The following is a 17,046-nucleotide window of genomic DNA, read 5'->3' as shown; positions in this document are numbered from 1 at the left end:
CCCGCCTCCGGACAGCCCGGAGGCGGGCGTGCACATGTGTACGAGGGGGTGGGGCCCCGCTACAGCAACAGCGACAGCAGCAGGATGAAGGCCATGGCCACCACGGAGATGATCGTCTCCATCACCGACCAGGTCTTCACCGTCTGACCGACGTCCATGCCGAAGTACTCCTTCACCAGCCAGAACCCGGCGTCGTTCACATGGCTGAAGAAGAGTGAACCGGCGCCGACGGCCAGCACCAGCAGGGCCGCGTGCGAGGTCGGCATATCGGCGGCCAGCGGGGCGACCAGACCGGCGGCCGAGATGGTGGCGACGGTGGCCGAGCCGGTGGCGAGGCGGATCGCGACGGCGATCAGCCAGCCGAGCAGCAGGGCCGGGATCGACCAGTTCTCGGAGAACTCCAGAATCATCTGGCCCACCCCGGCGTCGATCAGCGTCTGCTTGAAGCCGCCGCCCGCGCCGACGATGAGCAGGATTCCGGCGATCGGGGCGAGGGACTTCTCCACGGTGCCGGCGAGCCGGTCCTTGGTGAACCCGGCGGCCCGGCCGAGCGTGAACATCCCGACGAGAACGGCCGCGAGCAGGGCGATCAGCGGCGAGCCGATGACCGCGGTGACCTTCTGGAGACCGTTCTCGGGGTTGTCGACCACGATCTCGACGAGGGCGTTCAGCAGCATCAGGACGACCGGCAGCAGGATGGTCGCCAGGGTCGCGCCGAAGCTGGGGCGGCGGTCCAGGTCCTCGGAGGGGCGCTGCGGGATCATGTTCTCCGGGGGTTCGATGTCCACCCAGCGCGCGGCGTAGCGGGAGAACACCGGACCGGCGATGATCACCGTCGGGATGGCGACCAGCACGCCGAGCGCCAGCGTCACGCCGAGGTCGGCGTCCAGGGCGTCGATCGCGACCAGCGGGCCGGGGTGCGGCGGGATCAGCCCGTGCATCACGGAGAGCCCCGCCAGCGCGGGGATGCCGATCCGCATCAGGGAGTAGTCGCCGCGCTTGGCGACGAGCAGGACGACCGGGATCATCAGCACGATCCCTACCTCGAAGAACAGCGGCAGACCGATGATCGAGGCGATCAGGACCATCGCCCAGGGCATGACCCGGCCGCTCGCCCTCGCGAGGATGGTGTCGACGACCTGGTCGGCCCCGCCCGAGTCGGCGAGCAGTTTGCCGAGGATCGCGCCGAGCGCGATCAGGACGCCCACACCCGCGACGGTCGAGCCGAGGCCCTTGGTGAAGCTGAGAATCGTGTCGGCCGGCGCGGCTCCCGCGAAGGAGCCGAGCGCCAGCGAACCGATGGTCAGCGCCAGGAACGCGTGCATCCTGAGCTTGGTGATGAGGAGAACGATGACGGCGATGCCCGCCAGGACGGCGATGCCCAGCTGAGCGTTGCCTGCCGAGGTGATCGGTTCGGCGGCTTCCGCTGCCAGCATCTCGACGCTGAGACTGGTCACGGTGATGGTCCTTAGGTATCGAGCCGGCGCAGCGCGGCCACGGCTCGCTGGGTGATTTCCTCAGGGGTGCCGGACACGTCGACGCTCGCCCCGGCCTCGTCGGCCTGGAGCGGCTGCAGCGTCGCGAACTGCGAGTCGAGCAGCGCGGCGGGCATGAAGTGGCCCTGGCGGACCGCCATCCGCTCCTCGATCAGCGCCCGGTCACCGGTCAGATGCAGGAAGACGGCGTCCGGCGCCCCCTCCCGCAGCCGGTCCCGGTAGACCCGCTTGAGCGCGGAGCTGGAGACGACCCCGCCGAGCCCCGCCCGCCCGTGCGCCCACTCGCCGATGGCGTCCAGCCACGGCCACCGGTCGTCGTCGTCCAGGGGGGTGCCGGCCGACATCTTGGCGATGTTCGCCGGGGGATGGAAATCGTCTCCCTCGGCGTACGGAACGCCGAGTTCGGCGGCGAGCAGGGGACCGATCGTGGTCTTGCCGGTTCCTGCTACGCCCATCACCACGACGACGCGGGGGGTGCTCATGGGGTGCCTCGCTGTCTTCTTCGACATCGGTCCGTCGCGCTACTGAAACCCATTAGGTACGACTTATTCAAGAGTCTGTGATGTAAACGTCGTACTTATTGTTTCCGGGGGTCGCCCCGTAGGCTTGACCCATGACCACACAGAGCCAGGGGCTGCATACACATGTGCTGGACACCCTGGGTCTGGAGATCTCCTCCGGCCGGTGCCCGCCCGGCAGCGTCCTGCGCACCGACGAGCTGGCCCAGCGCTTCGACGTCTCCCGTACGGTCGTCCGCGAAGTGGTCCGGGTCCTGGAATCGATGCACCTGGTCGAATCCCGGCGCCGCGTCGGCGTGACCGTCCGCCCCACCGAGACCTGGAACGTCTACGACCCCCAGGTCATCCGCTGGCGCCTCGCCGGCGCCGACCGCCCGCGTCAGCTGCGCTCGCTCACCGTGCTGCGCTCCGCGATCGAACCCGTCGCCGCCGGCCTCGCCGCCCGCCACGCCACCGCCGAGCAGTGCGCCGAGCTCACCGAACGCGCCCTCGGCATGGTCGCCACCTCGCGCGGCCAGCAACTGGAGGGCTACCTCGAACACGACATCGCCTTCCACCGGATCGTCCTCAACGCCTCCGGCAACGAGATGTTCGCCCGGCTGGGAGACGTCGTCGCCGAGGTGCTCGCGGGCCGTACCCACCACCAGGTGATGTTCGAGGACCCCGACCCGGCCGCCGTCACCCTGCACGTCCGGCTCGCCGAGGCGGTCCGCGAAGGCGACCCGGAGGCCGCCGAACGGATCACCAAGGACATCGCGGTCGGCGCCCTGCACGAGCTGGACGTCCTCGCCCCGTAGGCCTGCCGCGCCCCTTCCGCGCGACGCGGCGCGGGACCCGCCCCCGAGGCGTACGGTTGTCCGCGATCGATCTTCGCGAAAGCTCAGGAGCAGGGAGAGCACGGTTATGGCGCAGCAGGTGCAAGGGGTCATCGCACCGGGGAAGAACGAGCCGGTCAGGGTCGAGACGATCGTGATCCCGGACCCCGGCCCCGGCGAGGCGGTCGTGAAGATCCAGGCGTGCGGCGTCTGCCACACCGACCTGCACTACAAGCAGGGCGGCATCAACGACGAGTTCCCCTTCCTCCTCGGCCACGAGGCCGCGGGCGTCGTGGAGTCGGTCGGCGAGGGCGTCACGGACGTCGCCCCCGGCGACTTCGTCGTCCTCAACTGGCGTGCCGTGTGCGGCCAGTGCCGGGCCTGTCTGCGCGGACGCCCCTGGTACTGCTTCGACACCCACAACGCGCAGCAGAAGATGACGCTGCTCGACGGCACGGAGCTGTCGCCCGCCCTCGGCATCGGCGCGTTCGCCGAGAAGACCCTCGTCGCCTCCGGCCAGTGCACCAAGGTCGACCCCGAGGTCTCCCCGGCTGTCGCCGGACTGCTCGGCTGCGGTGTCATGGCGGGCATCGGCGCCGCCATCAACACCGGCCAGGTCGGCCGTGGCGACTCCGTCGCCGTCATCGGCTGCGGCGGCGTCGGCGACGCGGCCATCGCCGGATCCCGGCTGGCCGGCGCGGCGAAGATCATCGCGGTCGACATCGACGACCGCAAGCTGGAGACGGCGAAGAGGATGGGCGCGACCCACACCGTCAACTCCCGTTCCACCGAACCGGTCGAGGCTATCCGCGCCCTCACCGACGGCAACGGCGCCGACGTCGTCATCGAGGCCGTCGGCCGCCCGGAGACCTACCAGCAGGCCTTCTACGCCCGCGACCTCGCCGGAACGGTCGTCCTCGTCGGCGTTCCCACCCCGGACATGAAGCTCGAACTGCCGCTCCTGGACGTCTTCGGCCGCGGCGGCTCGCTCAAGTCCTCCTGGTACGGCGACTGCCTGCCCTCCCGCGACTTCCCGATGCTCGTCGACCTCCACCAGCAGGGCCGTCTCGACCTCGCCGCCTTCGTCACCGAGACCATCGGCCTGGGCGACATCGAGCAGGCCTTCGCCCGGATGCACGACGGCGACGTCCTCCGCTCGGTGGTGGTGTTCTGATGACCGCCCGCATCGACCACCTCGTCACCTCCGGCACCTTCGCCCTCGACGGCGGCGAGTGGGATGTCGACAACAACGTCTGGATCGTCGGCGACGACACCGAGGCGATCGTCATCGACGCCGCCCACGACGCCGCCGCCATCGAGGCGGCGCTCGGCGGCCGGACGCTGCGCGCCATCGTCTGCACCCACGCGCACAACGACCACATCGACGCCGCCCCCGCCCTCGCGGCAGCGACCGGCGCCCCGATCCTCCTCCACCCGGACGACCTGCCGCTCTGGCAGCAGACCCACCCGGACCGCGCCCCCGACGGCGCCCTGACCGACGGCCAGGAGCTGGAGATCGCCGGCACCACCCTCACGGTCCTGCACACCCCGGGCCACGCCCCCGGCGCGGTCTGCCTGTACGCCCCCGGGCTGGCCACGGTCTTCACCGGCGACACCCTCTTCCAGGGCGGCCCCGGCGCCACCGGCCGGTCCTTCTCGTCGTTCCCGACGATCATCGACTCGATCCGGGACCGGCTGCTCACCCTGCCCGGCGACACCGCCGTCCGCACCGGCCACGGAGACCCCACCTCCATCGGCGCGGAGGCCCCGCAGCTCGACGAGTGGATCAAGCGCGGCCACTGAAACGCCGCGCACCTCACCCCTCCGGCCAGGCGGAGAGCCGCAGCCCGCTCGCGAAGCGGCGCGGCTCCCCGCCGACCGGATCGGTGAACTCCAACACGCGAGCCAGCAACTGCAACGGCCGTGAGAAGTCGTCAGTGGCCCCTTCCTCCTCCACCACCGGATACAGCGGATCGTGGAGGATCGGCACCCCCAGGGCGTTCATATGGACCCGCAGCTGATGTGTCCGCCCGGTGGCGGGCAGCAGCCGGTAGCGCCCGACCCCGCCCCGGTGCTCCACCAGCTCCACCCGACTCTCACTGTTCGCCACACCCGGCTCCTCCCGGGCGGCGAGCACTCCGCGCTCCTTCACGATCCGGCTGCGTACGGTCCGGGGGAGGAGGAGCTCCGGGTCGTACGGGGCCACCGCCTCGTACTCCTTCCTCACCAGCCGGTCCCGGAACAGCGTCTGGTACGCGCCCCGGTCCTCGGGCCGCACCACGAACAGCACGAGCCCCGCGGTCAGCCGGTCCAGCCGGTGTGCGGGCTGCAGCGCGGGCAGGTCCAGCTCCCGCCGCAGCCGGGCCACCGCGGTCTCGGTGATGTGCCGCCCCCGGGGCGTGGTCGCCAGGAAGTGCGGCTTGTCGGCGACCACGATCCGCTCGTCCCGGTACACGATCCCGACCGGGAAGGGCACCGGCTCCTCCGCAGCGAAGTCCCGGTGGAACCAGAGACACCGCCCGGCGGCGTACGGCTCATCGCCCCGCACCGCGACCCCGTCGGCCCCCACGAACCGCCCGGCCTCCAGCATCTCCGCCACCCGGCCCGCCCCGATCGCCCCGCCGAACCGCGCGACCAGATGCTCCCCGACGCATGCCCAGGCCCCGTCCGGATCCTCCGGCAACCGCACCCGCACCGCGTCGATCCCGTCCCGCTGGGGAAGCGGCGAGGCGGGCGGCTTCCTGCGGCCCCTCATGGTCGTACCTCTCCGTCGCGGGCCGGTGACGCAAAAGAGCCCCACCGAAGTGGGGCTCCTGCTGGTGTCCGAGGGGGGACTTGAACCCCCACGCCCGATAAAGGGCACTAGCACCTCAAGCTAGCGCGTCTGCCATTCCGCCACCCGGACAAGGTGTCTGTCTCGCGGGCCCGTGCCCGTTCCGACGTGGAAAACCATAGCAAACTTTCCGGGGTGCTCGATCACGTCCCGATGGCTGTGAACGGGGCGTGACGGGGGGTGAGCGGCCTTGGGCGTACGCCGTGGGCGCGGGAGGATGAGGAGGAGCGCCACAGCGACAGTGGAAGGAACCAGCGTGAGCGAGAGCAGCACGGGCAAGGCCGTCACCGGCGGCAACGCCGAGAGGGAGGTCGTCGACCTCTGTCGTGACCTGATCCGGATCGACACCAGCAACTACGGCGACCACTCGGGCCCCGGTGAGCGGCTCGCGGCCGAGTACGTCGCGGAGAAGCTCGCGGAGGTCGGCCTGGAGCCGCAGATCTTCGAGTCGCACAAGGGGCGGGCCTCCACCGTCGCCCGGATCGAGGGCGAGGACCCCTCCCGTCCGGCGCTCCTCATCCACGGGCACACCGACGTCGTCCCCGCCAACGCGGCGGACTGGACGCACGACCCGTTCTCCGGGGAGATCGCGGACGGCTGCGTCTGGGGCCGGGGTGCGGTCGACATGAAGGACATGGACGCGATGACCCTCGCGGTCGTCCGTGAGCGGATGCGCACCGGCCGCAAGCCCCCGCGCGACATCGTGCTCGCCTTCCTCGCGGACGAGGAGGCCGGCGGTACGTACGGGGCGCGCTACCTCGTCGACAACCACCCCGGGCTCTTCGAGGGCGTCACCGAGGCGATCAGCGAGGTCGGCGGCTTCTCCTTCACCGTCAACGAGAACCTGCGGCTGTATCTGGTGGAGACGGCCCAGAAGGGCATGCACTGGATGAAGCTCACCGTGGACGGCACCGCCGGACACGGCTCGATGATCCACAAGGACAACGCCATCACCGAGCTGTCCGAGGCCGTCGGGCGGCTGGGCCGGCACAAGTTCCCGGTGCGGGTCACCAAGACGCTGCGGCACTTCCTGGACGAGCTCTCGGACGCGCTGGGCACCGAGCTGGACCCGGAGAACATGGACGAGACGCTCGCGAAGCTCGGCGGCATCGCCAAGCTCATCGGCGCCTCCCTCCAGAACACCGCCAACCCCACCCAGCTCGGCGCGGGCTACAAGGTCAACGTCATCCCGGGCCAGGCGACCGCCCACGTCGACGGCCGCTACCTGCCGGGGTACGAGGAGGAGTTCCTGGCCGACCTGGACCGGATCCTCGGTCCAGGCGTGCGGCGCGAGGACGTGCACGCGGACAAGGCCTTGGAGACCACGTTCGACGGCGCCCTGGTCGACGCCATGCAGACCGCGCTGGTCGCCGAGGACCCGATCGCCCGTGCCGTGCCGTACATGCTCTCGGCCGGCACCGACGCGAAGTCCTTCGACGACCTGGGCATCCGGGGCTTCGGCTTCGCCCCGCTGAAGCTGCCGCCGGAGCTGGACTTCGCCGGGATGTTCCACGGCGTCGACGAGCGGGTCCCGGTCGACGGTCTGCAGTTCGGCGTGCGGGTGCTCGACCGGTTCATCGACCACTCCTGACCGCTCCCTGACCGATTCACCGTTGATTCGTCCACCTGTGCGGACATGTCCGAACGAGTGAAACGGGCCGTTCACACGTAGCCCCGCCAAATCCTCCTCGTTACAAGGTTTGCGGTCCGCGGCTGGGACCGCATTTTCCAACTAGGAGGAATCATGATCAAGAAGGTCGTCGCAGTTGCGGCTGCTACGGGTGGCCTCGTTCTCGCGGGTGCGGGCATGGCTTCCGCCGACGCGGGCGCCCAGGGTGCTGCCATCGGCAGCCCCGGCGTGCTCTCCGGCAACGTCGTCCAGGTTCCGGTCCACGTGCCGATCAACGTGTGCGGCAACACGGTCTCCGTGATCGGTCTGCTGAACCCCGCCTTCGGCAACACCTGCGTCAACGCCTGACGTTGAACGTCAACCCGTAAGGGTTTGAGCTCGACCGGTCCCGGAGTGCACTCCATGCACTCCGGGACCGTTCGGCATTCGGCTCCCGCACGGTCGTGTCCGGGGGTTTTTCGGAAGCCAGAAGGCAGGAAACGAACCTATGCGACAGGTCACTCGTAAAGGCCTGATCACCATGGCGGCCGCGGGCGGAGTGCTCGCGCTCGGTGGCGGATACGCCCACGCCGACTCCGGGGCGGCCGGTACGGCGTCCGGCTCGCCGGGCGTGCTGTCCGGCAACTCGGTCCAGGTCCCGATCGACATCCCGGTCAACGTCTGCGGCAACTCCGTCAGCGTCGGCGGACTGCTCAACCCCACCAGCGGAAACGACTGCGGAAACGGATCAGCGGAATCCGGCCGCTTTGGTGACCGCTCGGCCGCTCCGGAGACCCGCTCGGTCCCCGGAGGCTCCGGCGACGGCGCCCAGGGCGGCGACACCACCGCCTCGGACCGGAGCTCCGGCGCCTCGGACCGGCACTCCGAGCCCGGTACCGGCCGTCACCGGGCCCCGGGCGGCGGCGCCACGGCCGAAGGGACCGCCCAGGGCTCGCCGGGCATCCTCTCCGGCAACGCGATCCAGGCGCCGATCGACGTCCCCGTGAACCTCTGCGGGAACAGCGTCACCATCGGCGGGCTGCTGAACCCCGCCTTCGGCAACAACTGCTTCAACGATGCCGAGCTTCCGCCCCCGCCGCCCGAGGAGCCCGAGGTTCCCCCGGTCACGCCGGAGACGCCGGTCACCCCGCCGGGCAGCCAGCCGCCCGAGCCGAACGCTCCCGAGCCCCGGAACATTCCGCAGCAGCCGCAGCTTGCCCAGACCGGTGGGGGCGGGCTCGACCTGCTCATCCCGGCCGGCGCCGGTCTGCTGCTCGCCGGTGCGGGATCGGTTCTCTACCGCCGCTCGCGCAGCGCCGCCTGACCCGGGCGCGCGCCGCACGGCGTAGCCCACGAAGAAGGAGCGGGCCCCGCGACCGCGGGGCCCGCTCCATGTCACCAGGTGGCCCGTAGCTGACGGATGATCCGTCTGCGCAGCCGCACCCTGCGGCTGCCGTCCCTGCGGAGCGTCAGGCGGTCCAGTTCCCAGTGTCCGTACTCGGCGTGGTCGGTCAGGAGTCGGGCCGCTTCCTTGCGGGAGACCCCGCGCGGCACGTACACGTCGACGAATTCGTATTCCGGCATCGCATCTATTGTGCGGGCGGAGCCCCGGTACGGATAGCGTCTGCACTATGTCTGATGCTGCGCAGCCCACCGCTGCCGAGGTACGTGCCGCCGCCGAAGCGGTCAAAGCCGCGATCGACCGTCACCTCGACGCGGTCGAACGCCGTACCGGGGACGACGACCCCGCCGTCTACGACGCGTTCAACGCCCTTGCCGCTGCCGCCGAGGTCTACGACGAGCTCCTCTACGACCGCTACGACGAAGTCACCCCCTTCGAGATCCCCGGTGCGGACGACTCCCTGCCTCCCTACGCCGGTCCCGCGGAGCCCAGCGCGCTCAGCGTCCTGATCCGGCGCGACTACGTGGTCGCGGAGCCCCCGCGCCTCCTCGCACAGGCCCAGCGCCTCGCGGACCTCGACACGGGTCCGGGAGACGGCACGGCCGCGGTGGTCGGCACCAGCGTCCACTCCGCGCTCGGTGTTCTCTTCGGCGAGTACGAACCGGACGAGATCGCCTCCCGTCACAAGGAGTTCGGTCTGGAGGAGGGCGACTCCACCCTTTGGGTCTCGGCCGGGGAAGCGCCGCCGGAGCCGGGGGAGTGGCTCGGCGCCCCGTTCGAGGACGCCGACCCCGAACTCGTGGTCTGCCGCTTCGACGTCAGCGCGGTCTTCGACGAGGAGGACGAGTCGGACGAGGACTTCGCCGGCCCGGCGGTGGGCGGCCTCTGACCTCACTCCTTCGACTTCTCTCCCGCACCGGACGTGACGGTGGGGCCCCGGTGCACCGGGGCCCCACCGCTGTCCGGATCAGCTCCTCCGCTCATCCGCGTAGCCGCTCAGGAAGCCGGTTCGCTCAGGAAGCCGCGTCTGCCGTGGGGAGTGCTTCCAGCAGCGGGCGAAGCCGGGTCGTCCGCTCCGGGGCCGGAACCCGCGCCACCGCGTGTGGGAGCGCCTGGTCGACCCCGTGGACCACGGACAGATGCCGCTCGCCCCGGCCGAACGCGGTGTACACCCACGGCCGGCTCAGCCCCTGCGCGGCGTCGCCCGGCAGCACCACGACGGCGGCGCGCCAGCGCATCCCGGCCGCCTGATGGGCGCTGAGGGCCCAGCCGTGCCGCACCGACGACTCCACCCGCTCCTGCGGTACGACGACGGGGACGCCCCCGCAGTCCAGCCGCAGCCCCTCGGCGTCGGCCGAGCGCACCACCCCGGGCACCGCACGACCGGGCGCGGGCACATGGACCACCCGGTCGCCCGGGTCGAAACCGCCGAACCGGCCGGGGCCCGGGTTGAGCCGCTGCTTCAGCGCCTCGTTCAGCGCCCTGGTCCCGGCGGCCCCACCGTGGCCCACCGTGATCACCTGGGTTTCCTCGGCGGGGATGCCGAACGCCCGGGGCACCGAGTCGGCGACCAGCTGCACGGTGCGGTGGACCGCCTCGCCCGCGTCGCGGACCGGGACGATCACCACCTCCTTGCCCGGGGCGTCGACCTGGTTCAGCTCGCCGACGCCGATCCCGGAGACCAGCTCGCCGATCGGTCCCGGGTCCGGGGTGCGGGAGACGACCTGCGGGCAGGCGCGGGCGGCCAGCACATCGGCGAACACCCGCCCGGCCCCCGCCGAGCCCAGCACGCCCGGGTCGCCGCTCAGCACCAGCCGGGTGCCGTCGGCCAGTGCCTCGACCAGGACCGCCGCACCCTCCACGTCCAGCTGCGGGGCGTCCAGCACGACCAGCAGGTCCAGGGCCAGGGCCCCGTCCTCGTCCCGGCCGGGGCCCTGCGCCCCGGACAGCAGGCCGGCCAGGGTGACCGCCGTGTCCGGGTCGCCGGTGGCCGCCGCGAGCCGTCGGCGGCCGTCCTCGCTGTGGGTCGCGCCCAGGGCCCGCAGGCCCAGGCCGCGCGCCGCCGCGATCAACGCGGCGGGCTCGGCCCGCGCCGCCTCACCGCCGCAGTGCGCGACGAGCCCGGCGGCGGCGGTGGTACGGATCAGCTCGGCGGCCGACGGACTCGGGGCGGCGGCCGCCGCCTCCGTCCAGTCGGCGGCCTTCTCACAGGCGTTGACCAGCCGGGCCAGGCCGTCGGCGAGACTCTCCTCGGCCAGGGCGTAGCGGTCCAGGCCCAGCAGCACCTGGACCGGCTCCCGGACAGCGTCGCCGTCCTCCGCGAGGCGCGCCCCGTCCGCCCCGTCCGCCCCGTCTGCTTCGTCCCCTTCGCCGTCCGCCGCCTCGCCGCCGTCGCCCAGCTCCAGCTCGTCGCCTTCCTGGAAGAGCAGGGCGACACCTTCCTCGACGGCGTCCCGCACCGCCGCGTCCGGATCGCCGACCGCACGCTCGGCGAGCGCCGCCCGTACGGCCCCGGCGTCCAGCGCCGTGTGGCCCTGGAGGGCGGCGCGCTCCAGCAGCCAGCCGACCAGGGCCGATGTCCTGCGCCCGTCGTCCGGGCCGCAGCCGGCGCCCAGCAGGGCCCGGGCGAAGCCGTCGGCCTGTTCCGGCCGCACACCGGGCACGGCCAGCAGCTGCCAGGGGTCGGTGCGCAGCAGCTCGGCGGCCTGCTCGCCCAGCGCGCCGACGGCCGGGCGGGCCAGTGCCTCGGGGGCCCCGCCCTCCACGAGCACCGCGCGCACCGCGTCCAGGGCCTCCGGCGAGGCGGCCTGCGCCGCCGGGGCGGCGGCGGGCACGGGGGCCCGGGGCGGCTGTGCGGCGGCCGGGGCGGGACGCCGGGAGGCCGGCGCGGGGGCGGGCGAGTCGAAGAACGCGGTGCCCGCCTTCTCGCCGCTCTCCACGGCCCGGACGGCCGCGAGCAGATCGGCGGCCGTGCCGCTCAGACCGGTGCCGGCGGCGATGGGCGCGGCCTTCTCCGCCTTGCGCTTCTCGATCCGCTCCCGCAGCTCGCGCTGGGCGGCCAGCTCGGCCTGCGCCTCCGAGAGCTCGGCGGTGGGCGGCGCGTCGGCGGTCTTGTCGGCTGTGCCGCCGGCGCCGTCAGCGCCGGCGGCCGGTCCGTCAGCAGCCGTCTCAGTCGCCTCGGCGGCCCCGTCGTCCTCCGCGTCGGTCTCCGCGCCCTCCGCGCCGACCCGGGTGTCCGACGGCTCGGCGGCTTCGGGCGCTTCGGCGTGCGCGGGGCCTTCGGCACCGGTGTCCGGCGGGGACACGGCGTCCTGTGGTGTGTCCGTGCCGACGGTGCCGGGGGTCTCCCCGGGAAGCGCAGTCACAGCGTGCTCCAGTCCTGATCGGGATAGCGGTGCACGGGCGCCGACACATCGTCGAGCGCCTGGCAGATCTCGTAGGGAAGACTAAGCGCCTCCACCGACAAAGCCTCCGCGAGCTGACCGGCGTTGCGCGCACCGACGATCGGCGCTGCCACCCCGGGCCGGTCCCGGACCCAGGCGAGCGCCACCTGGAGCGGGCTCGTCGCCAGGCCGTCCGCCGCCGTCGCCACCGCGTCGGTGATGCGGGCCGCCGCGTCGTCGAGATACGGCTCGACGAACGGGGCGAGCCGGTCGGACGCGCCCCGGGAGTCGGCCGGCGTGCCCTGTCGGTACTTGCCGGTGAGCACCCCGCGTCCCAGCGGAGAGGACGGCAGCAGCCCGATCCCGAGGTCCAGCGCGGCGGGCAGCACCTCGCGCTCGATGCCCCGCTGGAGCAGCGAGTACTCCATCTGCGTACTGGCCAGCCGGGTGCGCACCCCGGGTGCGGCGAGCTGCCAGGTGGCGGCCTTCGCCAGCTGCCAGCCGCAGAAGTTCGACACGCCCGCGTAGCGGACGCGGCCGGAGGACACGGCCAGGTCCACCGCCTGGAGCGTCTCCTCCAGCGGGGTCGCCGGATCGAAGGCGTGGACCTGCCACAGGTCCACGTAATCCGTGCCGAGCCGCTCCAGGGACGCGTCCAGGGCGGCCAGGAGGTGCCCGCGCGAGCCGTTGAAGCGGCGGTAGGGGTCCGGGACGTTGCCCGCCTTCGTGGCGATGACCAGATCCTGACGGGGGACCAGGCTGTCGACCAGCCGCCCGAGCAGATGTTCGGCCTCGCCGCCCCCGTACACATCGGCGGTGTCCACCAGGGTGCCGCCCGCGTCCCAGAAGGCTTTCAGCTGGTCGGCGGCGTCGTGCTCGTCCGTGTCCCGGCCCCAGGTGAGGGTGCCGAGCCCGATCCGGGACACGCGAAGGCCGGTACGGCCGAGATGCCTCTGCTCCATGGGCGCTGAGATTACTGGCCATGGCCCCACCGGGCGGAGGCCTGTGGACAACCGGAGGTCCGCCGGGCCTGCCGGATCGCCGCCACCCGCGCTAGAGTCCGGAGGAAGCGACGTTACTGATCAGTAAGGGGAGCGGTTATGCGGCTCGGCATCAATCTCGGTTACTGGGGCGCCGGCATGGACGGCGACAACCTCGCCGTCGCGCAGGAGGCCGACCGGCTCGGCTACGACGTCTGCTGGGCGGCCGAGGCGTACGGCTCCGACGCCCCGACCGTGCTGACCTGGGTCGCGGCCCAGACCGAGTCGATCGACGTCGGCTCCGCGATCATGCAGATCCCGGCCCGTCAGCCCACCATGACGGCGATGACCGCCGCCACCCTCGACTCGCTGTCCGGCGGCCGCTTCCGCCTCGGCCTCGGGGTCTCGGGCCCGCAGGTCTCCGAGGGCTGGTACGGCGTGAAGTTCGACAAGCCGCTGGCCCGCACCCGCGAGTACGTGGAGATCGTCCGCAAGGCGATGACCCGCGAGCGCGTGTCGTACGAGGGAGCGCACTGGACGCTGCCGCTCCCCGGCGGCCCGGGCAAGCCGATCAAGCTCACCGTGCACCCCCAGCGCGAGCACATCCCGCTCTACATCGCCGCGATCGGCCCCAAGAACCTGGAGCAGACCGGTGAGATCGCCGACGGCGCCCTGCTGATCTTCCCCTCCGCCGAGCACCTGGAGGAGACCGCGATCCAGCCACTGCGCGCGGGCCGGGAGAAGGCCGGGAAGACCATGGAGGGCTTCGACGTCAGCCCGACGCTGCCGCTCGCCGTCGGCGACGACGTGACCGGCCTCGCCGACATGTTCCGCCCGTACACCGCCCTGTACGTCGGCGGCATGGGCAGCCGGAAGCAGAACTTCTACAACCAGCTCGCGCAGCGCATGGGGTACGAGAGGGAGGCCGCCGAGATCCAGGACAAGTACCTCGGAGGGGACAAGGCGGGGGCCGCCGCTGCCGTACCGCACCAGCTCATCGACCAGACCGCGTTGCTCGGCCCCGTCGAGCGGATCGCCGACCGGATGCAGGCGTACGCCGCCGCCGGGGTCACCACGCTCAACCTCGCCCCGGCCGGCTTCACCCTGGAGGAGCGGCTCACCGCCCTGCGCGCCGGCACGGACGCCCTGGAGCGCTCCGGCCTCGCCTGACGGGTCCCGGGACAGCACTACGGCCGTGGTGGGGGCTCGGGGTCTTCCCCGCCACGGCCGTCACCTGGAACAACGCGCCGCACGCCCAGGGGTTACGCCCGCCGCGCGCTGCCCGTGACCGGGTCGCTGACCGGCTCCGTGACCGTTCCGGTTGCCGACTGTCCCGCGGCGCATTTGACTCTCCGTGCGGACTACTGCCCGCGGACTTCGGCTCCGCGGGCAACGGGTACGGAGGTGGCCGTCATGCTCTCAGCACAGACCCTGTTCCAGGAGATTCTGGACAACGACGAGTCCTACCGGCTCTTCTGTTCCATCGCCGCGAGCGGCGAGGCCCAGGGCGGCTGGGAGAACGCCCGCATCGCCGCCCTCGTCCCGGAGAGCCGCCGCGACCTGGCTCCCAAGATCGTCCGGCACGGCGCCGACGAGGACAAGCACGGCCGGATCTTCGACGCCCTCCTGATGAAGCGCGGGCTGCCGCCCGTCGAGGTCCCGCCGGAGACCGACTACACGATGCTCCTGGAACAGCAGGGCATCGGCCTCGCGCACTCCCGGCTGCGCGGCGAGGAGCGGCTCACCGAGCGCGACATCATCACCTATCTGGCCCACAGCCGCGTCACCGAGCAGCGCGCCTCGGAGCAGATGCGCCTGCTGCGCCGTTACTTCGCCGACCACCCCGACATCGGCCGCGCGGTGAAGATGATCTCCGACGACGAGGACAACCACCTCGCGTACTGCCACGAGGAACTCCTCGGCCTCGCCCGCGCCGGACACGGCCGGACCATCCAGCGGATCATGCGCGAGTGCGCCCTGGCCGAGATCCGGGTCCACCGTGACGTCAGCCTCGCCGTGATGGCCAACATGGGCCGGGTGCTCGGCTGGTCGCGCCCCAAGGCCGCCGTCCTCGCCGCGGGCATCCACGCGATGTACGCGTACGAGCGTCTGATCGGCTGGCGGCGCATGGTGAGCCTGGAGATGCCGCAGCGGCGCGACGCACTCGGCAGCCCCGCCGTACCGGAACACGAATTCGTCTGAGGCTCCCGGCTCGCGACCCCGGGCCCTCAGAGCCAGCCGCGCCGCTTGAACAGCCGGTGGAGACCGAACACGGCGCAGCCCATCAGCGCGACCACGGCGGGGTACGTCCACGCCCAGTGCAGCTCCGGCATGTGGTCGAAGTTCATGCCGTAGACGCCCGCCACCATCGTCGGGACGGCGGCCATCGCCGCCCAGGCCGAGATCTTGCGCATGTCGTCGTTCTGCCGCACGCCCATCTGCGCCAGATGCGCCGCGAGGATGTCCGAGAGCAGCCGGTCCAGCCCCTCCACCTGCTCGTTGGCGCGCGTCAGGTGGTCGGCCACGTCACGGAAGAACGGCTGCGCGTGCTCGTGGACGAACGGCACGCCCGCCCCCGCGAGCCGCGCCATCGGCACCGCCAGCGGGCCGGTCGCCCGGCGGAACTCCAGCACCTGCCGCTTGAAGGTGTAGATCCGGGCGGCGGTGTTCTTCGAGTTGCCGCCGCTCGGCGCGAAGACCTGCGCCTCCAGCTCCTCCAGGTCGACCTGGAGCTCGGCCGCCACGTCCATGTAGTGGTCCACGACCGCGTCGCTGACCGCGTACAGCACCGCCGTCGGGCCGTGCTTCAGCACCTCGGGGTCGGCCTCCAGCCGGCGGCGCACGGCCGCCAGCGGGGCGCCCTCGCCGTGCCGGACCGTCACCACGAACGAGTCCCCTATGAAGACCATCAGCTCGTCGGCGCTGACCGTGTCGCTCTCGGGCTCGTAGACGATCGGCTTGAGGACCGCGAACAGCGAGTCGTCGTAAACCTCCAGCTTGGGCCGCTGGTGCGCCCGCAGCGCGTCCTCCACGGCCAGCGGGTGCAGTCCGAACTCCACATGAACGCGCTCGAACTCCTGCTCCGTCGGCTCGTGCAGCCCGATCCAGAGGAACGCCTCCGGCGAGGCCCGCGCCTCGTCCAGGGCCTCGGAGAAGTCGTCGGGCCGTTCGGTGCGGCGCCCGTCCCGGTAGATGGCACAGTCCACGATCACGGCGGGCATTCTTCCCCGTGACCGGCTCCGGTGCACCTTCGCCGTCCCTCTACGCTGGCGAGTATGCCCACGCTGATCCTCGTACGCCACGGACGCTCCACCGCCAACACCGCCGGAGTGCTCGCGGGCCGCACCCCCGGCGTCCTCCTCGACGAGCGCGGTGCCGAACAGGCCGCTGCCCTCCCCGCCCGGCTGTCCGCCCTGGCCCCGGTCCTCGCTGTCAGCAGCCCTCTGGAGCGCTGCCGGCAGACGCTCCAGCCGCTCCTCGACGCCCGCCCCGGCCTGCCCCTGCACACCGAGGACCGCATCAGCGAGTGCGACTACGGCCACTGGTCGGGACGGAAGCTGGCCGAACTCGCCGACGAGCCCCTGATGTCCGTCGTCCAGCAGCACCCCTCCGCCGCCGCCTTTCCCGGTGGGGAGTCCATGCGCGCGATGCAGGCCCGCGCCGTCGACGCCGTACGCGACTGGAACGACCGCGTCGAGGCGGAGCACGGTGAGGACGCCACCTATGTCATGTGCTCGCACGGCGACATCATCAAGTCCCTCGTCGCCGACGCGCTGGGCATGCACCTGGACCTCTTCCAGCGCGTCCACGTCGACCCCTGCTCGGTCACCGCGATCCGGTACACACGGCTGCGCCCCTTCCTGCTGAGGCTCGGCGACACCGGCGACCTCGCATCCCTTGGCCCCCGCGAGAACTCCGTCGGGGCGGACGCCGCCGCGTCCTCCACGGGCGACGGCGCGGCGGACGCGACGGTCGGGGGCGGCGCGGGCGCGCCGTGATCTCTCCGGGCA

The 17,046-nt window shown here is 72.2% G+C and carries 17 protein-coding genes and 1 tRNA gene; 10 read left to right on the top strand and 8 right to left on the bottom strand.

All coding sequences use genetic code 11. The features are described 5' to 3' along the window. Window positions 1-59 precede the first annotated feature (59 nt). Both IG90_RS0115505 and IG90_RS0115500 read right to left on the bottom strand, forming a co-directional pair. A complete protein-coding gene (locus IG90_RS0115505; RefSeq protein WP_030583742.1) occupies window positions 60-1,457 on the bottom strand; it encodes a GntP family permease in 1,398 nt (465 codons plus the stop codon). Window positions 1,458-1,468: 11 nt separating this feature from the next. After that, the gene (locus IG90_RS0115500) at window positions 1,469-1,978 is read right to left on the bottom strand and encodes a gluconokinase (RefSeq protein ID WP_030583739.1); all 510 of its coding nucleotides are present in this window, start codon (window positions 1,976-1,978) and stop codon (window positions 1,469-1,471) included. Between the two features lie 131 nt (window positions 1,979-2,109). On the opposite strand from IG90_RS0115500, the gene IG90_RS0115495 reads away from it, so the two are divergent. The 3 genes from IG90_RS0115495 to IG90_RS0115485 all read left to right on the top strand — a co-directional run bounded on the left by IG90_RS0115495 (window position 2,110) and on the right by IG90_RS0115485 (window position 4,632). Further along, window positions 2,110-2,811 carry a FadR/GntR family transcriptional regulator gene (locus IG90_RS0115495; RefSeq protein WP_030583736.1) on the top strand — a complete coding sequence of 234 codons (702 nt, stop codon included), beginning with the start codon at window positions 2,110-2,112 and terminating at the stop codon, window positions 2,809-2,811. Window positions 2,812-2,917: 106 nt separating this feature from the next. Next, entirely contained in the window at window positions 2,918-4,003 is a 1,086-nt protein-coding gene (locus IG90_RS0115490; RefSeq protein WP_030583733.1) for an S-(hydroxymethyl)mycothiol dehydrogenase, read from the top strand. Continuing rightward, complete coding sequence (locus IG90_RS0115485) at window positions 4,003-4,632, top strand: MBL fold metallo-hydrolase (protein ID WP_030583731.1); 630 nt, start codon at window positions 4,003-4,005, stop codon at window positions 4,630-4,632. Before IG90_RS0115490 ends, IG90_RS0115485 begins: the two co-directional genes overlap by 1 nt. A 13-nt stretch (window positions 4,633-4,645) precedes the next feature. Here IG90_RS0115485 and IG90_RS0115480 read toward each other — a convergent pair whose 3' ends face one another. Together IG90_RS0115480 and IG90_RS0115475 are read right to left on the bottom strand one after the other, a co-directional pair. Next, window positions 4,646-5,584, bottom strand: a complete 939-nt coding sequence (locus IG90_RS0115480) for an RluA family pseudouridine synthase (RefSeq protein ID WP_030583729.1) — start codon at window positions 5,582-5,584, stop codon at window positions 4,646-4,648. Between the two features lie 62 nt (window positions 5,585-5,646). Next, window positions 5,647-5,734, bottom strand: a tRNA-Leu gene (locus tag IG90_RS0115475). 184 nt (window positions 5,735-5,918) lie between these two features. Between IG90_RS0115475 and IG90_RS0115470 the strand changes: the two genes are divergently transcribed. From IG90_RS0115470 to IG90_RS0115460, 3 genes are all read left to right on the top strand, one after another. After that, window positions 5,919-7,253 (top strand): M20/M25/M40 family metallo-hydrolase, encoded by a 1,335-nt coding sequence (locus IG90_RS0115470; protein WP_030583727.1) that lies wholly within the window; start codon window positions 5,919-5,921, stop codon window positions 7,251-7,253. Window positions 7,254-7,406: 153 nt separating this feature from the next. Beyond that, the gene (gene chpH / locus IG90_RS0115465; RefSeq protein ID WP_003970136.1) at window positions 7,407-7,640 is read left to right on the top strand and encodes a chaplin ChpH; all 234 of its coding nucleotides are present in this window, start codon (window positions 7,407-7,409) and stop codon (window positions 7,638-7,640) included. A 139-nt stretch (window positions 7,641-7,779) separates the two neighbouring features. Next, window positions 7,780-8,595 carry a chaplin gene (locus IG90_RS0115460; RefSeq protein ID WP_030583724.1) on the top strand — a complete coding sequence of 272 codons (816 nt, stop codon included), beginning with the start codon at window positions 7,780-7,782 and terminating at the stop codon, window positions 8,593-8,595. A 71-nt stretch (window positions 8,596-8,666) separates the two neighbouring features. Here the strand turns inward: IG90_RS0115460 and IG90_RS0115455 are convergent, their stop codons facing one another. Further along, on the bottom strand, window positions 8,667-8,855 hold the full coding sequence (locus tag IG90_RS0115455) for a DUF5703 family protein (RefSeq protein WP_003970138.1): 189 nt from the start codon (window positions 8,853-8,855) through the stop codon (window positions 8,667-8,669). A gap of 47 nt (window positions 8,856-8,902) precedes the next feature. Here IG90_RS0115455 and IG90_RS0115450 point away from each other — a divergent pair, with 47 nt between their 5' ends. Beyond that, complete coding sequence (locus IG90_RS0115450; protein ID WP_030583721.1) at window positions 8,903-9,562, top strand: hypothetical protein; 660 nt, start codon at window positions 8,903-8,905, stop codon at window positions 9,560-9,562. Between the two features lie 124 nt (window positions 9,563-9,686). Here the strand turns inward: IG90_RS0115450 and IG90_RS0115445 are convergent, their stop codons facing one another. Together IG90_RS0115445 and IG90_RS0115440 are read right to left on the bottom strand one after the other, a co-directional pair. Next, window positions 9,687-12,038, bottom strand: a complete 2,352-nt coding sequence (locus IG90_RS0115445; protein WP_030583717.1) for a helix-hairpin-helix domain-containing protein — start codon at window positions 12,036-12,038, stop codon at window positions 9,687-9,689. Then, window positions 12,035-13,018 (bottom strand): aldo/keto reductase, encoded by a 984-nt coding sequence (locus tag IG90_RS0115440; protein WP_030583714.1) that lies wholly within the window; start codon window positions 13,016-13,018, stop codon window positions 12,035-12,037. The genes IG90_RS0115445 and IG90_RS0115440 overlap by 4 nt, the downstream gene beginning before the upstream one ends. Before the next feature lie 138 nt (window positions 13,019-13,156). Between IG90_RS0115440 and IG90_RS0115435 the strand changes: the two genes are divergently transcribed. After that, window positions 13,157-14,206, top strand: coding sequence for an LLM class F420-dependent oxidoreductase (locus tag IG90_RS0115435; RefSeq protein ID WP_030583711.1), 1,050 nt, complete (start codon window positions 13,157-13,159; stop codon window positions 14,204-14,206). Between the two features lie 243 nt (window positions 14,207-14,449). After that, complete coding sequence (locus IG90_RS0115425; RefSeq protein WP_030583707.1) at window positions 14,450-15,238, top strand: hypothetical protein; 789 nt, start codon at window positions 14,450-14,452, stop codon at window positions 15,236-15,238. A gap of 26 nt (window positions 15,239-15,264) precedes the next feature. Here IG90_RS0115425 and corA read toward each other — a convergent pair whose 3' ends face one another. Further along, window positions 15,265-16,257: a magnesium/cobalt transporter CorA gene (corA, locus tag IG90_RS0115420; protein ID WP_030583705.1), complete on the bottom strand. Its 993-nt coding sequence runs from the start codon at window positions 16,255-16,257 to the stop codon at window positions 15,265-15,267. A gap of 54 nt (window positions 16,258-16,311) precedes the next feature. Here corA and IG90_RS0115415 point away from each other — a divergent pair, with 54 nt between their 5' ends. Then, on the top strand, window positions 16,312-17,034 hold the full coding sequence (locus IG90_RS0115415) for a histidine phosphatase family protein (RefSeq protein WP_030583700.1): 723 nt from the start codon (window positions 16,312-16,314) through the stop codon (window positions 17,032-17,034). The last annotated feature ends 12 nt before the right edge of the window (window positions 17,035-17,046 follow it).

Source organism: Streptomyces anulatus, from assembly GCF_000721175.1.
Taxonomy (GTDB): domain Bacteria; phylum Actinomycetota; class Actinomycetes; order Streptomycetales; family Streptomycetaceae; genus Streptomyces; species Streptomyces anulatus_C.
This window is presented reverse-complemented; position numbering and strand designations above follow the sequence as displayed.